11 protein-coding genes are annotated in these 18,939 nt (G+C 66.0%); all 11 read left to right on the plus strand.

The annotated features are described in order from the left end of the window. Positions 1–21 precede the first annotated feature (21 nt). Positions 22–3,237: a hypothetical protein gene (locus ACLJEU_RS25495; RefSeq protein WP_414661183.1), complete on the plus strand. Its 3,216-nt coding sequence runs from the start codon at positions 22–24 to the stop codon at positions 3,235–3,237. Between the two features lie 25 nt (positions 3,238–3,262). After that, positions 3,263–4,369, plus strand: coding sequence for a hypothetical protein (locus tag ACLJEU_RS25500; protein WP_414661182.1), 1,107 nt, complete (start codon positions 3,263–3,265; stop codon positions 4,367–4,369). A gap of 16 nt (positions 4,370–4,385) precedes the next feature. Next, positions 4,386–4,787, plus strand: a complete 402-nt coding sequence (locus ACLJEU_RS25505) for a VOC family protein (protein WP_414661181.1) — start codon at positions 4,386–4,388, stop codon at positions 4,785–4,787. Then, positions 4,780–6,198: a four-carbon acid sugar kinase family protein gene (locus ACLJEU_RS25510; RefSeq protein WP_414661180.1), complete on the plus strand. Its 1,419-nt coding sequence runs from the start codon at positions 4,780–4,782 to the stop codon at positions 6,196–6,198. Before ACLJEU_RS25505 ends, ACLJEU_RS25510 begins: the two co-directional genes overlap by 8 nt. Positions 6,199–6,291: 93 nt before the next feature. Next, on the plus strand, positions 6,292–6,477 hold the full coding sequence (locus ACLJEU_RS25515; RefSeq protein ID WP_414661179.1) for a hypothetical protein: 186 nt from the start codon (positions 6,292–6,294) through the stop codon (positions 6,475–6,477). Positions 6,478–6,520: 43 nt separating this feature from the next. After that, the gene (locus ACLJEU_RS25520) at positions 6,521–8,941 is read left to right on the plus strand and encodes a DUF5060 domain-containing protein (protein WP_414661178.1); all 2,421 of its coding nucleotides are present in this window, start codon (positions 6,521–6,523) and stop codon (positions 8,939–8,941) included. 22 nt (positions 8,942–8,963) lie between these two features. Then, a complete protein-coding gene (locus ACLJEU_RS25525; protein WP_414661177.1) occupies positions 8,964–9,623 on the plus strand; it encodes an RNA polymerase sigma factor in 660 nt (219 codons plus the stop codon). A gap of 28 nt (positions 9,624–9,651) precedes the next feature. Next, positions 9,652–12,993: a TonB-dependent receptor plug domain-containing protein gene (locus ACLJEU_RS25530; RefSeq protein ID WP_414661176.1), complete on the plus strand. Its 3,342-nt coding sequence runs from the start codon at positions 9,652–9,654 to the stop codon at positions 12,991–12,993. A gap of 171 nt (positions 12,994–13,164) precedes the next feature. Further along, positions 13,165–13,716 carry an RNA polymerase sigma factor gene (locus ACLJEU_RS25535; RefSeq protein WP_414661175.1) on the plus strand — a complete coding sequence of 184 codons (552 nt, stop codon included), beginning with the start codon at positions 13,165–13,167 and terminating at the stop codon, positions 13,714–13,716. Then, positions 13,713–14,795: a FecR family protein gene (locus tag ACLJEU_RS25540; RefSeq protein ID WP_414661174.1), complete on the plus strand. Its 1,083-nt coding sequence runs from the start codon at positions 13,713–13,715 to the stop codon at positions 14,793–14,795. The genes ACLJEU_RS25535 and ACLJEU_RS25540 overlap by 4 nt, the downstream gene beginning before the upstream one ends. Positions 14,796–14,901: 106 nt before the next feature. Further along, the gene (locus ACLJEU_RS25545; protein ID WP_414661173.1) at positions 14,902–18,813 is read left to right on the plus strand and encodes a TonB-dependent receptor; all 3,912 of its coding nucleotides are present in this window, start codon (positions 14,902–14,904) and stop codon (positions 18,811–18,813) included. Positions 18,814–18,939 lie beyond the last annotated feature (126 nt).

An 18,939-nucleotide genomic window follows, 5' to 3' on the forward strand; every position in this document is an offset into this window, starting at 1 on the left:
CCACCGTTCCCAACCCCGGCCATGAACCTGCCCCGCCTGAGACTCCGCTCCTGCACCGCCGTCCTCCTGGCGTTTTTTCTCCCGCTGGCACCCCGCGCGCAAACCACCCCAACCTCCCCGCCCGCGGGCCCGGCTGCGGCCACCTCCGCCACGACCGCCGCCGGCGGCTCCGTCGTCGAGCTCTCGCCGTTCGTCATCGACGAGAGCAAGGAAACCGGCTGGGTCGCGACGCAGACCCTCGGCGGCTCGCGCATGAAGACTGATTTCAAGGACCTCGCGCAGCCCATGGAGGTGATGACGATGGATTTCATGCGCGACCTCGGCGTGAACAGCTTTGAGCAGGCGCTCATCTATTCGACCAACATCGAGGGCCGCGACGAAATCGTCGACGGTGACGGCACCGGCTTCGGCGTGTTCCAGCCGCGCAACAACACCCGCGTCCGCGGGCTCACCGGGGCCACTCTCTCGCGCAATTTCTTCGAGGCCGGGATGCCGACCGACAACTACAACCTCGACCGTATCACCATTGCCCGCGGCCCGAACGCCATCCTCTTCGGCCTCGGCAGTCCGTCCGGCATCGTGGACGTGAGCCTGCAGCGCGCCAGCCTCCAGCGCCGCAGCGTCTCCACCGAACTCCAATACAGCTCCGAAGACTCCCGGCGCGCGTCGCTGAATTTCAACCAGCCGATCCTCAAAGGAAAACTCGGTCTTCGCGCCGCCGTGCTTTCCGAGGAATCGCAGACTTTCGCCAAACCCAATCTCGACCGGCAGGACCGCTACTACGGCGCCCTCACCGCGCAGCCGTTCAAGCACACAACGATCTCCGTGCACGGCGAGAAGGTGGAGCGCTTCAGCAACCGCGCTCCGCGCATCACGCCCGTGGATGCGATCTCGCTTTGGGAGACCGCCGGCTCCGTGCGCGGCAGCGCCTACACCACGGATCGCCCCATCTTCGACAACCGCGCGGCCGGCGCGACCAACCCGGGCAACTTCACGCTCGCCAACCTCGCCAACCACCCGCTCTTCGCCCGCCAGGGCAATCCCGCCGTCTGGCTCTTCGGCGCCGGCGGCAGCCTTGAAGGCACCTTCCGGGGCTGGAACAACGCCGTCGTCACCCGTCAGCCGCAGGATATTCCCGCCGCGCTCAATCCCTATCAGGCGCTCGACCGCCAGTCCTTCACTCTCGGCGACGAACGCGTGTCGTCCTTCGACACCAATCTCTACGGCATGAGCCGCGGCCAGCGCATGCGCTCCGATCTCTTGAATGTTTTCGTCGAGCAGCGCCTCGCTCCCGATCTGCACCTCGAGCTCGCCTTCAACAAGGAAGACTACGACGAGCGCACCGCCGACTCCGGCTTCGGTCCCGGCACGCTCTTCGTCGATGCCAACCGCTATCTGCCCGACGGCACCACGCTCAATCCCAACGCCGGCCGCTACTATATCCAGGGCCGCTCGACCGGCAGCGAGGTCTGGGAAAATCGCGAGGACTGGCGCGCGACGCTCTCCTACGAATTCGACTTCGGCCGTCGCTTCAGCTCCAACCGCGTCCTGAAATGGCTCGGGCGAAACCGCTTCGCGTTGCTCGGCTCCGGCTCCGAGTCCATCAGCCGCCGGCAGCAGGTTCAGCGCGGCATTCTCGAGCAGACCCCTTCCGTGCCCGGCGTGACCTATACCACCGGCTCGGTCGGCGCGCCCACGGGCACCGGCGCGCAACTCTGGGCCTCCAACGGTGTGCGCGATTTCCAGACGCGGCTCTACCTCGGCGGCCCGGCCGGCAACCACGCGTTCCAACCGTTCGGCGACCTCTTCAGCACGTGGCGCTTCACCGATGCCGCCGGCCAGCCCATGGGCGCCTACCTCTTCGACTCACCGTACAAGAACAGCGAAGGCTGGAAACTCGTCCGCACCGGCTCCGGGCCCGAGGGCACGCGCACCAAGGTGCAGACGCAGATGTTCGCGTGGCAGAACTACCTCTTCAAAGACCGCCTCGTGCTGCTCTTCGGCTACCGCAAGGACACCGCGAAGAGTGCCACCATCGACCCGCGCTATCAGGTGCGCGATTGGAGCGGCCTCTATCCGAGCGTGGAGGTCGCGCGTTTCGGCGGCTGGGGCGCCAGCCAGTCGGGCCTGACCCGCACCTTCGGCGGCGTCTTCCACGTCACGCCCTGGGCCTCGCTCACGTACAATCGTTCGGATACGTTCCAACCCAACATCGGCCGCTTCGATCCGTTCGGCAAAGAGTACCCGGGCGCCGTCGGCCTCGGCGACGACGCTGGCGTCTCGTTCGGTCTCTTCGGCGGCAAACTCATCGCGCGCGCGAGCTACTTCACGAACACCGCCGGCCCCACCCGCGCCGGCAACCAGGGCTTCAACGACCCGTGGCGCGACCAGCTCTACAACATCGACAACGCCATGCGCACCCTCGACCCGCAGCTCCCCGTGATCGGCGCCGGCACCGGCGGCTACCGCGAAAAGGGCCGGGCCAACTACTGGGTGATGTTCGACGGCGAGGCCAGGGGTTATGAACTCGATCTCAGCTGGCTGCCCAACCGCAACTGGAGCTTCAAGGCCAACGCCGCGAAACAGGAATCGACCGAGTCCAACATCGGCACCGAGTGGTTCCAGTGGATGGCCGCACGCCTGCCGGTGTGGCAGTCGCTCAACGTCCCCGAGGGCGGCAAAACCAATCCGCGCGACGTCGACGGCAACGGCAGCATCGGCACCTGGACGTGGACCACTGCGCCCTTCGACGGCAACAACCCGGCGTCGAAGACGTTTGACCGCTACTACGCCGAGGACGTCGGCTCCGCGGTCGCGTTCATCAAAGCCGTCGACGGACGCGGCCGCAGCCAGGGCCGCGGGCTGCGCTGGAATTTCATCGCCGACTACAAGTTCACCGAAGGCCGCCTCCGCGGTCTCGGCACGAACCTCGCCTTCCGGTACCGCTCCGCGCCCAACCTCGGCTACGGCCTGAAGACGCTGCCCGATGGCACGGTGAGCTTCGACCTCGACCAGAAACTCGAGGGGAAAAGCGAGTTCTTCACCGACCTCGGCGTGAACTACCGCGGCACCGCGAAATACTTCGGCGGCGTGAAATACCGCGTGCAGCTCAACGTCCGCAACCTGCTCCAACCGGAGACGATCGTACCCAACCGCGTGATCTCCACCGGCGAATACGTCGCGTGGGCGCGCGTCGAGCCGCGGCTCTTCGTTTTCACCGTCGGCTTCGATCTCTGAGCCGCCTTCCAACCCTGTCCCGTCCATGAAACTCCGCCACCTCCTTGCCTGCTCGCTCCTCGCGATTGCGCCGCTCGGCGCCGCATCCGCCGCGCCCAAAACCACCGTCTCCATCGAGGGTGATCGCTTCTTCATCAACGGCCGCCCGACCTACGAGGGCCGCACGTGGAAGGGCAAAACGATCGAGGGCCTCATGATGAACGCCCGCATGGTGCAGGGCATCTTCGACGACTTGAACCCCGAGACGATCTCACGCTGGGCCTATCCCGACACCGGGAAATGGGACGCCGAGCGCAACACCCGCGAGTTTCTCGCCGCGATGCCCGCCTGGCGTGCGCACGGGCTGCTGTCGTTTACCATCAATCTCCAGGGCGGCTCGCCCGAGGGCTATTCCCGCAGTCAACCCTGGCGCAACTCCGCCATCGCCGCCGACGGCAGCCTCCGGCCCGACTACATGGCGCGCCTGAAGCGCATCGTCGATTTCGCCGACGACCTCGGCATGGTCGTGGTGCTCGGCTACTTTTATTTCGGGCAGGACCAGCACATCACTGACGAGGCCGCAGTCATCCGCGCGGTCGACCACGCCACCCGCTGGGTCCTCGATCACGACTGGCGCAACGTGATCATCGAGGTGAACAACGAATGCAACGTCAGCTACGACCACGCGATTCTGCAGCCCGAACGCGTGCACGAACTCATCGAGCGCGTGAAGAAAACCCAAGCCCCCGACGGACGCCGCCTCCTGGTCAGCACCTCCTACGGCGGCAACAAAGTCCCGCTCGAGAACGTCGTCCGCTCCTCCGACTACCTGCTGCTCCACGGCAACGGCGTCAGCGACCCAAAGCGCATCGCCGAACTGGTCCAGCTCACCCGCAAGGTCGCCGGCTACACGCCCAAGCCGATTTTTTTCAACGAGGACGACCACTTCAACTTCGAAGTCCCCGACAACAATTTCACCGCCGCCGTCGGCGAATACTGCGGCTGGGGCTATTTCGATTTCCGCATGAAGGGCGAAGGCTACGCCGAGGGCTACCAGAGCATCCCCGCCAACTGGACGATCAACTCGCCGCGCAAGGCCGGCTTCTTCCGCCTCCTCGCCGAGATCACCGGCGCGACTCCCGGCCGCAACTAGCACGCGCCGCCGATCCATGAAACACCAAGGCCTTGACCACCTCGCCATCTGTGTTCCGTCCACGGACGACGCGCTGAAGCTCTGGCGGGACCAACTCGGCTTCCCCGTCGTGTGCAGCGAGGTCGTCAACGGCGGCGTTGTCCGCCTCACCCACCTCGACCTCGGCAATACGCACCTCCAACTCGTCGAACCCCTCACCCCCGATCATCCCCTTCAGGCGTGGCTCGCGCAGCACGGGCCGGGGCTGCATCACTTTTGTTTGAAAGTGGGCAACGTCGCCACCTCCCATGCGGAGTTGATCGCGGCGGGACTCGCTCCAGCCACCCCGACTCCCCACCAAGGCACCCAACGCAAACGCGCGCTTTTTCTCGCCAAGGCCGCCACGCAAAACGTCCAGGTAGAAATCACCGGTGCCTGATTCCACTCCACTCTCCAAGAGCGCGACCTTTGCCGCGCTTCCTCCCGTCTGGCCGCACGACGTCCTCGGCGCCAACGCCGCCGCGGCGAACGCCGCGGGTCGCACGCTCGTCGTCCTCGACGATGATCCCACCGGCACGCAGACGGTGCGCGACATCGCCGTCGTCACCACCTGGGACGTCGCGACGCTCACCGCCGAACTTTCCGCTGCGCCCCCGTGTTTCTACATCCTCACCAATTCCCGCAGCCTCACGCCCGCCGCCACGCGCGCGCTGCACGTTGAGCTCGCCACCAACCTCCGCGCCGCGTCCCTCGCCACCGGCCGCCCCCTCGTCGTCGCCAGCCGCAGCGACTCCACGCTCCGGGGTTACTACCCACTCGAAACCGACACGCTCGCCGAGATGCTCGGCCCCTTCGACGCCACGTTCATCACCCCCTACTTTGAAGCCGGCGGCCGCTACACGCTGAACGACATCCACTACGTCGCCGAGGGCGACCGCCTCGTCCCCGCTGCCGAGACGCCGTTTGCCCGCGATGCCGCCTTCGGCTACCGGCATTCCCACGTCCCGTCGTGGGTCGAGGAAAAGACCAGCGGCCGCACTCGCGCCGCCGACGTCGCCACGATCTCGCTCGATCTCCTTCGCACCGGCGGCCCGGTCGCCGTCGCCAAAAAACTCCGCACCTTCCCGCGCGGCACGGTCTGCATCGTCAACGCCGCCGCGCCCCGCGACATCGAGGTCTTCGCCGCCGCGACGCTCGCCGCCGAAGCCACCGGCTCGCGTTTCATCTATCGCACCGCCGCCGGCTTCGTCGCCGCCCGCATCGGCCAGTCCCCGCAACACGCGCTCGTCTCACCCGCCGCTTTCAGCACGCCTACATCGCTCGGCGGCCTCACGATCGTCGGCTCCTACGTCCCGAAAACGACCGCTCAACTCGCCGCCCTCCTCGCCTCGGCCGCGGTCACGCCCATCGAACTCGACGTCACCGCACTCCTCGACGACACGCGGCGCGCACCCACGCTCGCCGCCACTCTTACCACGCTCGACGCCGCGCTCGCCGCCGGCCGCGACACCGTCGTCTACACGAGTCGTCAACTGATCGCCTCGTCCGACGCCGCCGCCAGTCTCGCCATCGGACGGCGCGTCTCCGACGCCCTCATTTACCTCGTGCAGAATCTTGCGGTCGCCCCGCGCTACTTGATCGCCAAAGGCGGCATCACTTCCAGCGACACCGCGACCCTCGGTCTCGGCGTCCGCCGCGCGCTCGTCCTCGGCCAAGCTCTCCCCGGGGTCCCCGTCTGGCAACTCGGCCCCGAAGCCAAATTCCCCGGTCTCGGTTACGTCGTCTTTCCCGGAAATGTCGGCTCCGACGCCGCGCTCGCCGATCTCGTCACGCGTCTCCGCCGCTCCTGACTTTTCCAACTCGCATGCCCGTCTCGCTCCGCACCCTCCGTCATGCGCTGTCCTCCTTTTTAGGCGCGCCGATGCCCGGGCTTGTCTCGCCGGTTGCCGTCAACGCCGCCGATCGCCGAGCACGTCTCGTGGGGCTGGTTCGACTGGCGCCGCCCGGGCGAGTCGTTCGACGAAGGCTACCAATCCGTGCCCATCAACTGGGGCCTGAGCTCCGCCCGCAAACGCGCTTTCCACGCCCGGATCGCCGAGATCACGGGCCATGCTCCCGCCACCCCGTGAGTTTTCCCATTTTCCTCCTCTCCCGCACCCTTTCCAACGAACGATGAAAACCTGCGCAAGCCTCCTCGCCTTCGCGCTCACCGCGCTGTTGTCGCCCTTGCAGGGCGCCGACGCCCCCAAAGCCCCCAAGTCCACCAAGGCGGCCCCGCTCAATCCCACCGCTTCCGCCACCACCACCGTCACCGCCGCCGCGCTCACACTCGAGGGCACCGGCTTCTACCTCGACAAGGGCAAGTGGGCCGCGATCAACCCCGACGAGCGCAAGGAGGCCTCGGTGAAGTTCACTGTTCCCGCCCGCAACGGCGTCTACCGCGTGGAACTCCACACCGTCGGGGAAAACGATGGTTCGTCGAGCTACGAGGTCTATCTCGCCGACAAACTGCTCGGCCGCTACACGCCCCCTCTCTCCAACGAGCAATTCGAGGAGGGCGAGCGCTACAACACGGCGTGGTTCGATGTCGACGTGAGCGAGGGCACGCTGGTCGAAGTGCGTGCACGCATCGGCTCGAAAGATGGCCGGGAGTGGGCCCGCGCCCGGTGGTCCAAGATCGTGTTCACTCCCCGCAACCCGGCCACCGTCGGCCACGGTCAGTCCCAGCTGGATCTGGCCAAAGCGCAGCGCGAAAAACTCTTCCGCCCCGTCCCGCGCCAGACGTCCGGCAACGCCAGCGTGACGATCGCCGGCGAACTCAAGCAGTGGCACAAGGTCACGCTCGACCTCGCCGGCCCCTTCGCCGCCGAGACCGACACCGCGCCGAATCCGTTTACCGGATACCGCTTCGACGTCACGTTCACCCACGAGTCCGGCTCGCCGGCCTACGTGGTGCCCGGCTACTTCGCCGCCGACGGCAAGGCCGCCGAGACCTCCGCCACCGCCGGCACCGTCTGGCGCGCCCACCTCTCGCCGGACAAGCCCGGCAAGTGGAACTACCGCGTCGCCTTCTCGGCGGGCCCCAACGCCGCCACTTACGGCCAGGGCACGGCGCTCGCGCCCTATGACGGCAAGACCGGCTCCTTCTCCATCGGGGCCTCGGATAAAACCGGCACCGATTTCCGCGCCGGCGGCCGGCTCACCTACCAGGGCGGTCACTACCTCATCGCCGCCGGCAGCCGGCAGGCTTTCCTCAAGGCGGGTGCCGACGCGCCCGAGACGCTTCTGGCCTACGCCGATTTCGACGACACCCTCGCTTTAAAAAAGGAAGTCCCCCTGAAGACCTACACGCCGCACGTCGGCGACTGGCGCGCCGGCGATCCCACGTGGAAAGGCGGCAAAGGCAAAGGTCTCATCGGCGCCGTCAATTACCTCAGCGCGAAAGGCGCCAACGCGGTCTCGTTTCTCACTTACAACGCCGCCGGCGACGGCGACAACGTCTGGCCCTTCGTCGCTCGCGATGAAAAATTTCACTACGACTGCTCGCGCCTCGACCAGTGGGGCATCGTCTTCGAGCACGCGCAGGCCCGCGGCGTGTTCCTGCACTTCAAGCTTCAGGAAAACGAGAGCGACGACGACCGCATCGGCGCCCAGCGCAAACCCGGTCGTGTGGTTGAATCGCTCGACAGCGGCGCCACCGGACCCGAGCGAAGACTCTACCTCCGCGAACTCATCGCGCGCTTCGGCCACCTCCTGGCCCTGAATTGGAATCTCGGCGAAGAGAACACCCAGACCCCCGAGGAGCAGCGCGCCATGGCGCAGTTTATCCACGACACCGATCCCTACCGCCACCTGATCGTCATCCACAGTTTCCCCAACCAGCAGGACGAAGTTTACGGTGCCCTCCTCGGCAAACAGTCCGTTCTCACCGGCGCCTCCACCCAAAACGGCTGGAAATCCGCCCATCAGTGGACCCTGAAATGGGTCCGCGCCTCCGCCGCCGCCGGCCGCCCGTGGGTGGTCTGCAACGACGAGCAGAATCCCGCCAACCAAGGCGTCCCGCCCGACCCCGGCTACAAGGGCTACGCCGGCCTGAACAGCCGCGGCAACCCCGTCGGCTACGATCTTCACGACATCCGCAAGAACACGCTCTGGGGCACCTTCATGGCCGGCGGCGCCGGCGTGGAATACTACTTCGGCTATCAGCTCGCCGAAAACGATCTCCTCCTCGAAGACTTCCGCAGCCGTGACAAGTCCTGGGACTACTGCCGCATCGCCCTCGGCTGCTTCCGCGACCAGAAAATCCCGCTGGAGAAAATGACCAACGCCGACGAACTCGTCGGCAATGCCGCCCACGACAACTCCGTCTACTGCCTCGCGCAGCCCGGCGAGCTCTACCTCGTCTATCTCCCGAAAGGCGGCTCCGCCGCGCTCGATCTCGCAAAGGCCGGCGGTGAATTCGCGCTCTCCTGGTTCAACCCCCGCGAGGGCGGCGCCCTGCAGTCCGCGGGTCGCGTCGCGGGCGGCACCCCCCGCATGCTGACCGCACCCTCGACCGACGACTGGCTCGCCATCGTCCGCCGCCAGCACTGAGGATCAATCCGCGCTACGACTCATGTCGCCCTCCGATCAGGCCGTTTGGTTCGCCCAGAGCGTGCGACCGCACGAGCCGGCCTTACGCGCGTTTCTCTCGCGACGGTTTTCCAGCCTGCCGGACCACGACGACCTCGTGCAGGAGACCTACGTGCGCCTGCTGCGCGTTTCCGATCCGCGCCGACTGGCTCACGCGCGGGCCTTTTTCTTCACCATTGCGCGCAGTTCTTCCGCGCGCGCGGCCTGCTGCTCGCCACTGCTGCGGAAAAAGGCGAATCGTGAAGACGGCGGAGAAGAACGGACGCCGCGACGGGGTGACCATCAAGTCGCAGCCGAGGCACGGACCGGGTGCAGCCTGCTTCAGTCCGCACAAAGCCGGCGCGATCCGGGCTGGCATCGAAACGGAACGCAGAATTATTCCGGCGCGACTAAACAGGATGCTGCGGGCGAGCGTTACTGGAGTGGTGGCCCTGCTTCGTCTTACCCCGTCGTTCTCCACCGCCTCGATCGTGAACGCCTCGCGCGGCGTGATGGCGGCGCCTGCGCCCTTGGGAGCGGTGAAGTCACGCCCCGTCGGGCGGGGGAGCACAGCCTCGCCGGACCGGCGCTGGCGCTGGTCATGAGCCGCAGGTCCAACGCCGGAACCGCGCCACCGACCGGGCGGCCACGACCCCCTTTTTGATCCGCTGCCTGCCTCTCACGTTACCCCGATGAAATTCCCCCGTACCCTCCCGGCCCTTCTGGCCGGCTTGTTCGCCGCTTCGAATGCGGTCGCCGCCCAACCCACATCCACGCCGACGAAGAGCGAGACGATCCAATTGTCGCCGTTCGAAGTCGCGGCGGAAAAAGACGACGGCTACAAGGCGAGCGGCACGCTCGCCGGCACGCGCCTGCGCACCGAACTCCGCGATGTCGCCGCCTCGATCACGGTGGTCACGAAGGATTTCATGAACGACATCGGGGCCAACAATCTCGACCAGCTGCTCAACTACACGGTGGGCACCGAAGTCGCGGGCCTGGGCGGCAATTTCAGCAACGCGGGTTCCGACGCCAACTTCACGGACTTCTTCGGCCCGGTGCGCAGCGTGCAGGGCTCGAACCGGGTCCGCGGCCTCGGCGGCGCGGATCAGACCCGCGATTACTTCATCTCGAGCCTGCCGATGGACGGCTACAACACGGATCGCGTGGAGGTGAATCGCGGCCCGAACTCGATGCTCTTCGGTCTGGGCAGCGCCGGCGGCATCATCAACACCGGCCTGATCAAGGCCATGCCGAACCGCACGAAGACCCGCGTCGAAGGCCAGTACGGGCAGCACGAAAGCGGACGCATTTCCTTCGATCACAACCAGGTGATCGTGAAAGACCGGCTGGCCGTGCGCGTCGCGACGCTCTACGGCGAGAAGCGCTACCAGATCAAGCCCGCCTACATTCGCGACGAACGCGTCTATGCGACGGCGACCTGGCGTCCTTGGAAAACGGGTACGCTGCGGGCCAGCACCGAATACGCGAAGCAGTTTTCCAACAAGGCCTACAACACGCCGCCCACCGACAACTTTTCCTGGTGGTGGAGAATCGGCCGGCCGGTCTACGATCCGACGACGGGAGTCGGCCAGTATCTCGGCACCGCGCCGACCGACGTGAACCTCCAGTCGTTCAATGCCACCGGCGGCATCATCGGCGGGTTGATCAGCGCAGCGACCCGGCAGCCCATCCTGACGATGGAGAATCCGAACGTCACCAAGTTCGGCATCACCGGGCTCGATCCTGCCATCCAGGCAATCGAGGGATCGAACAATCGCGTGCGCCTCAACGCCGCCGGCACGGCCTTCGCGAACGATTCGATGCGCAACCTGGCCAGCTCGAAAGCCTACGTGCAGCGCCTGAACCAGGCCGCCAGCCCCGCGTTGTTCAACTTCTGGCGCGATTTCAAGCTGACCGATCCGTCCATCTTCAACTTCTACGACGAGGCGCTGGAGGGCCCGAACAAGCGCGAGTGGGCGTTCTGGAAAACCTACAATGCCAGCTTCGAGCAGCGCCTCGGTGCCCACGCGGGCCTGGAGATCGCTTTTGACAAGCAGTTCCTGGACGCCGGCTACGTGCAGCCGTTTCAGTTCCGCAATCACGCGATCAACATCGACCTCAACACCAGGCTGCCCAACGGCCAGCCCAACCCCAATCTCGGCCGGCCCGTCATCCTCGGCGCGGAAGGTTTTCAGAGCTACAGCACCACCGATCGCGAGGCCTACCGCGCCACGGCCTACTACAATCTCGATCTCACCCGCAGCCGCGAAGGCTGGCTGGGCAAGGCGCTGGGCCGGCACATTTTCACCGGGTCGTTCACCGGCCAGAAGCGTTTCGGCCAGAGCTTCGGCGGCCGGCCCTACCAGCTGGGCGTCGACTACTGGCAGGCGGAATCGGCGAACGAGACGAGGTCCATCGCCGTCGGCGACGGCAACCGGGTCCTTTCCCGCCAGACGTACATCGGACCGAGCCTGCTCACCGCCAGCGGTCCGCAAAACAACGGCCTCCAGGGCGTGCGCGCGATCAACGGCATCGACGGTGCCGCCACGGTCACCACGCTTTATTATCAGATGCCGGCCGCCACTCCGGTGGCCCTCGCGCCGTGGCAGACACGCTCGTTCACCGTCGTGCCCACTGAAAAATACGATCTGAGCAACACGGCCTCGAGTCCCGGCCGCAACCGTGACGACGTCAAATCCCTGGTCTTCGTCGCCAACAGCTACTGGTGGAATAACACGCTCGTGAGCACGCTGGGCTGGCGCAAGGATGCCTTCCAGACCTACGACGCCGGGACGGCGCTCACGGATCCCGCCACCGGTCTCAAGATCACCAGTCCCGCGACGTGGAAGTGGACGGCGCCATCGCTCGATGACTCCGCGCGATCCTTCAACTACGGCCTCGTGCTGCACCAGCCGCCGTTTCTCCGGGGCAAGCTGCCGCTGGGCGCCGATGTTTCGCTCACCTACAACAAGTCGGACAATTTCCGACCCAGTGCGCAGCGCACCGACATGTTTGGCCAGAACCTCTCCGCTCCCACCGGAGCGACCAAGGAGTGGGGCGCCCTGATTTCGCTCTTCAACAACAAGCTCGAATTGCGCGCCACCAAGTACGAGACGACGGCGGCCCTGGCCACGGCCACCGTGTTTCGGGAACTTCAAAATCAACTCGTGCGGCGCCTCGACTCGCAGATCGAGACGAACTCCGGCGAGATCTACCAGCAGGTCGCCCCGCCCGCCGCACTGTCGGCCTGGAACCAGTGGCTCCAGGGCCCGGTCGCGAAGAACCTGTTCCAGACGTTTAACTTCAAGTCGAACCCCGGCCCGAACAACACCGTCATTGTCGACCACGACGATCGGATCGACCTTGCCGTGAACACCACCGACATCCTCGCGACGGGCTACGAGTTCGACGTCGTCGTCAATCCCACGCCGCAGTGGCGCATCGCCTTCAATGCCGCGCGCCAGCAAACCGTCAGCGGAAACACCGGCTCGAGCTTCACGAAAATGATCGCGTTGCTCGATCCGATCTGGGGCGGCTCCGCGGCCGCGCTGCCCGACTCGGCGACTGCGACCACGAACCTCGGCCAGACGTGGGCCGGCATCAAGGCGAACGCCGAGAAGGCGGTGCTGCTCGACGGATCGCCGTCACCCGAGTTGCGCCGGTGGCGCTACAATGTCGTTTCGAACTACTCGTTCGATCGCGGCCTGCTCAAGGGCTGGCGCGTCGGCGGCGCCTACCGCTGGCAGGACAAGTCAGCCATCGGTTACCCAGTGAAAGTCTTTCCGGACGGTTCCGGCGTCTACGACGTGAAGCGGCCGTTCTACGGCCCAACCGAAAGCAACGTCGACGGCTGGATCGGCTACAGCCGCAAGCTGGGCGAGAAGATCCGTTGGAGCGCCCAGTTGAACGTCCGCAACATCGGCGTGGGCAACCGGCTCATCCCGGTGAGCGCCCAGCCCGACGGCACCTACGATTCGATGCGCATCGCGGAACCGCAGACGTGGTCGTTCACGACGTCGTTTGAGTTCTAACGTCCATCCGACGACCCGAGCCGCGTGGCGCCAGAAACTCACCATGCGCACCCTCGTTCGTCCCACTTCAAACCATCTCGCGGCTTGAAAACCGGCAGCAACTCCCTCGACCGAAACGGCGCGATCAGCACGGCAAGAGGCGTCTGGCCACGCCTCGCGCGCGACCCCGCCATGTCACCCTCGGATCAGGCGCTATGGTTTGCCGAAAGCGTGCGACCGCATGAGCCCGCGCTGCGGGCGTTTCTCTTGCGGCGGTTTTCCAGCCTGCCCGACCACGACGACCTCGTGCAGGAAACCTACGTGCGCCTCCTGGGCATCTGCGAGCCGCAACGGCTGGCGCACACGCGCGCCTTCCTGTTCACCATCGCGCGCAACGTCGCCATCGACCACGTCCGCCGCAAGCGCCGCACGCCCGTCGATTCCATCGACGACACCGCCGAGTTCGCCTTGTTGGAAACGGCGCCGAACGCGGCGGAGTTGCTCGACCATGCGCACCGCCACGAGGCGATGCTGAACGCGCTCGGGGCGCTTCCGGCGCGCTGCCGCGAAGTGATGCTGCTCCGCTACGTGGATGGATTCTCCGCCCAGGAGATCGCGGTGCAACTCGGCCTCGCGGCCGCGACCGTGCGCGTCCATTTGATGAAAGGCGTGCGTGACTGCGCGCAGTTCCTCCGCACGCGCGGCCTGCTCGACGCCGCCGAACCGGGGGACGCCGAATCATGAAACCGTCCGACCAGAACGCAGGCCGCGAGGCCGCGGACATCGAGGCTGAAGCCATGGCGTGGCTCGCCGAGCGCGACGAGGGCTTCGCACCGGGCCGGGCCGAGGCCTTTGCGTCCTGGCGCCGCCGCGATGCGCGCCATGCCGCGTCTGTCGCCGAATTGGAGCAGGTGCTGGCGCAACTCGCCGGTCTGGCTGCGCGGCGCGAGGAATTGAACACGCACTTCGACCGCGTCTCGCCGCCGCCGCCCGCACCGGTACCGGCACCGGTGCCAGTCGGGCATTGGCGGAGGCGGGTCGCCTGGGGCGGCGTTGCAGCCGCGCTGGCCGTGGTCGGCTTTTTCGGTTTTCGCGCGGCGCTGCTGACGGCTGCGCCGGACACGCGCTACGCGACAGCGGCGGCCGGCTACGAGCGCGCCCGCCTCGGCGACGGTTCGACGCTCGAACTCAACAGCGCGAGTGCCGCCCGCGTGCGCTTCACCGCCGCGGAGCGCCGCGTCGAACTCGAGTCGGGCGAGGCGCACTTCGAGGTCACGCACGACCCGGCACGGCCCTTCGTGGTGAGTGCGGGCGGAGTGACGGTCCGCGCGGTTGGCACGGCCTTCAACGTGCGTTTCGCCTCGGGCACCGTCGAGATCATGGTGACGGAAGGCAAGGTGACGGTGGCGCCCGTGCCCTCGTCCCGCCGGAGTGACGCGAAAGCGGATGCCGCGTCTGCCAACGTCGGCTCCACGCTCCTGAACGTCCGCGAACGTCTGGCGATTCGACTGGCATCCGCCTCCGGCGAGGAGGCCGGGACCGGGACCGCGGTTGAACACCTCGACCCCGCCGACGTGCGCGCCGCGATGGCGTGGCAGCGCCGCGTCACGGATTTTTCCGACACGCCGCTGGCCGAGGTCGCCGCGCGTTTCAACCGGCACCATGCGATCCAACTCGTCATCAGCGATCCCGTGCTGGGCGCGCGGCGCATCGGCGGGATATTCGCGCTGGACGACGTGGAAGCGTTCGTGCGCCTGCTCGAGCGTGACGGCATCGTCCGCGCAACCCGCGAGGGCGACACGGTGTGGCTGCGGGTGCCGTAGTCGAGCCGCCCGCGCTTTTCACGCCGGCAGCGTGGCCCAGCGTGCGAAAACCAACCCGATGCGACTCATACCAATCGCTCCTTGCTTTTGGACTTCTGGATCGATCGTGGCTACGAGCGCCACGGCTAAAGTCCAAAGGCAAAGAGCGATTGGTATAAACAGAATCCTGCGCACGAGCGTTACAGGGTTGGTGGCCTTGCTCCGTCTTACCCCGTCGTATTCCGCGCTTCCCGTCGTGCTCGCCGCGTGCAGCGTCGTGGTTGCTGCGCCCGCGGGCGCAGCGACCACCGAGGCCAAGCGGAGCTTCGACCTTCCGCGCGGCGACGCGGCGGCGACGTTGCGCCAGTTCGCCGTCGCCTCCGGCCGCTCGCTCGTGTTTGTGACCGACAAGGTGCGCGGCGAGAAGACGAATGCGGTGCGCGGCGAGTTCACGCCGCGCGAAGCGATGGAGCGCATGCTCGCCGGCACGGCGCTGGAGGCCGCACAGGATGCCGCCACCGGTGCGCTCGTCGTCAGCCGCAAGCGCACCACGGCAGTCTCACCGCGCAAAGGGGAGGCCGCAACCGCTTCCGACTCGCAAGCCGAGTCCAAGCCAACCGTGACCTCGAAACCCCGCACCCTGCTCGCCGCCATTGCCGGCTGGCTCGCCCTCGGCACAGGGACCTCAGCCCAATCCGTGGCCCCAGGCGTCACCCGTCCGCCGCAGGAGGAGGCGGTCGTCCTATCCCCCTTCCAGGTCAACGCCACCTCCGACGTGGGTTATCAGGCCCGCGAAACCATCGCCGGGGGCCGTCTCCGCACCGAGCTGAAGGATGTCTCCGCCCAGGTGGACGTGATGACGCAGGAGTTTCTGTCCGACCTTGGCATCAACTCCCTGGAGGACGCGCTCAGGTTCTCGCTCAACGTTGAAAGCCAGACCGACTGGTACGACCCGTCCGGCAGCGAGAATACCCTCGGCGGAAATCCGTTCAATCCCTCGGCCGGCAACCGCGCGCGAGGCCTGGCGCGCGCGAGCACTTCCGTTGGGTTTTTTGAGACCTCCGCTCCGGTCGACGGCTACAACACGGAACGCTACTCGTTCGTCGGCGGGCCCAACGCCATTCTCTTCGGCAACGGGCTGGCCGGCGGATCGATCGACACGTCCTTCAAACGCGCCGGCGTAGACAAAAACAAATACAGCGCTTCGCTCCAAGTGGACAGCGACGATGGCTACCGCGCGACGGTCGATCTGAACCAGGTCCTCAAGAAGAACTACCTCGCCGTGCGCTTCAACTCGATGAAGCAGGACCTCGCCACCAGTCGTAAACCCTCGTACGATCGGTCGGACCGGCATTTTGGCAGTGTCTCCTTTGATCCGCTGCCGAAGCTCCGCCTCCGCGGCTACTACGAGTCGGGCCTCATCAAGAAATCGCCGGTGCGTTCGACGCTCGTGCAGGACAAGGTCACGCCATATTTTGACCGCTTCCTCACCCCTGACCAGAAGGCGCGCTTCCTCGCCACGTATGATCCGTCGGTCCTCAAGGGTTTCGACAATTCGGCGCTCAACTCCTTCAACATCGGCGCCAACACCACCGCGATCACCGCCGCACTGACGGCCCAGGGCTTCGGCCCTCCCGTCGCTGGTATCCCGAATACGGATATCCTTTCCCGCTTCACCAGCTCCAGTCCGGTCCTGGTCCTCGGCGGCGCCTCGACGAGCCCGCTCCCCATCATGTCATGGAACAACACCGGGTTTCTCCAGAACGGCCCGGGGCCGTTCATCGGCGAGAATTCCGACTGGTCGTTCACCGATGGGTCCATCTACCCCACGCAAATCAACCTCGTCGGCAACGGCCTGCAGAACTCCACCCGCACCAAAATCTATGGTGCAGTCGTCGAGTTCAACCCGTTCAAGAATCTCTTCATCGAGCTCGCGAGCAATCGCGAGTTCGTCACCTACTCGTTTGTGGAGGCGCTCGGCGCGGGCGGCACGGAGCTGATGATCGACCTGAATCGCTACCTGCCCGCCCAATGGGCACCCGGTCAGCCCGCGCCCGCCCGCGTGGCCAATCCCAACTTTGGCCGCTACTACGCCCAAAGCTCCGTCGCGGGCGGCGACAATCAGCAGGAGAAAGCCGACGACCGCGTGACGGCCACCTACACCCTCGATTTCACCAGGAACAAAAACGGGACGCATTGGTTCGGTGTCCACCGTCTGTTGGGAGTCTGGACCTCGCAGATGAGTCAGCGCTTCGAGCAGGTCCGCAACGGCGCCTCCGCCGCCACCGTGATCAGCGACAACGACTTCACGGTCGCCATCGCCAACAACGTCGCCACTCCGCTCCGCTCCGCCCTCGTGGACATGACCCAGGCGAACCGCCAGCTCCAGGTGCGTCACTACCTCGGCAGCCCGACGGCGGGCGTGGGCGGCGCGCCCCACGTCGACATGAAGGTCGATGCCTGGAACTGGGGCTCCTTGGGCGTCGACGCCAGCGGCAAGCCCGTGGTCGTGGCCGGCGAGAACCTGCCCGGCGGCGGCAGCGCCTACGCCGTCAGCAACGGACGCAAGGAAACCGTGGGCAAAGTGTTCTCCCTGCAGAGTTCGTTCCTGAATAATCGCATCATCACCAGTTTCGGCCACCGTCAGGACAGCAACACCTACACGAGTTGGTTGGACCGGGGGATGCAGCCCCGCTACGACGCCAGCACCGGAGGCTATTATTTCCCGCCCTCGGCGAATGACCCCGGCAACGCGGCCTTCGCCAATGCGCCCTTCATGAGCTGGCAGGATTTCAAAAAGCTGGGACTGGCCCGAACGCAGAACCTCGCGAGCCGCCAGAAAGAGAAGCCCAAGTCGGTTTCCAAAGGCATCGTTCTCCATCCCCTGAATTGGTTCTCGCTGTTCTATAACGAATCCACGTCCGCCTACGCGGCGGAGTTCAGCCGCTTCAACCACGATGGCAGCCCCATGGCCATCGATGACGGCAGGGGCAAAGACTATGGCTTCTCGGTCTCCGCGCCCGACGGAAAATTTTCCGTGCGCGTAAACTGGTATGAAAGCACGCGGCAGGGCGGAAACTCGATCTTCCAGGGCCAGATCGCCAACGGCATGCGGTCCCTGCGCGATACGGTCTACTACATCGACAAGACCTTTTTGAACTTCAGCCCCGGGTTCGATATCTCCGGCAATCGTTACGCGTACTATCTGCAGAGCGTTCGCGACTCGAGTCTGCCGGCCAACGTCAACGCGAACACCAACTTCGTCGGCAACAATTTCCCGGTCGCACCCAATCGTGAGACTTCGGCGGTGCAGGCCGACCGGCGATCCGAGGGCGTGGAAATCACGCTCACCGCCAATCCGTTGCCCGGCCTGGCGCTCTCGCTGCGCGGGGCGAAGAGCACGACGGCCGATTCGAACGCCGGCCTGCCTTGGTTTGAGTATGCCGATGCGCGCTGGACCGACTGGGAGTCGATCGCCAATCAGCCGATCGGCGCTATCCCGGGGATGACCCAAACCATCCGGCAATACATGCAGAGCATCATCCTGCCCACGATGAGCTATATGAAGATGTCCAGCGGCATGCCGAATCCCCAGGAGCGCAAATACCGGGTGAACGTCACTGGCCGCTACGGCCTCCAGCGCGGCCCGCTCAAGGGTCTCTTCTTCGGCGGAAACTACAGCTGGCGCAGCCGGAGCATTCTCGCCTATGGCAGCCGGCCCGCCCAGGCGAAGGAAGTATATCGGGAATTCGCCGGCATCGGTGCCGGCAGCTACGACGTGCCCGACTTCGACAGTCCGCTCCGCGGCCGGCCCCTGACGTCGCTGGACGGATTCCTCGGCTACCGCCGCAAGATCGTCGACGGCCGCTACGAGTGGTCGGTGCAGTTGAACGTCCGCAACCTGCTGGATGACGACGAACTCATCCCGCAGCGCGGCTACGGCCGGAAACAGGCGGATGGAACGACGAAATTTTGGATCACCAACTACAACGTGCCGGATCCCCGCCGGTTCATCCTGACCAACACGATTGCGTTCTGAGCCGTCAGTGCTGGCCATGCCCGACGCTGCCCCGGCCTTACCCGTCCATCACGGTCAAGGGGGAACGCGGCGTCTCCGTCCCCGACGGACGCGGGTATATCATTCGCTATAAACAGGGGGCCGAAC

This window comes from Terrisphaera buseokensis (assembly GCF_047521145.2).
Taxonomy (GTDB): Bacteria; Verrucomicrobiota; Verrucomicrobiia; order Opitutales; family Opitutaceae; genus ER46.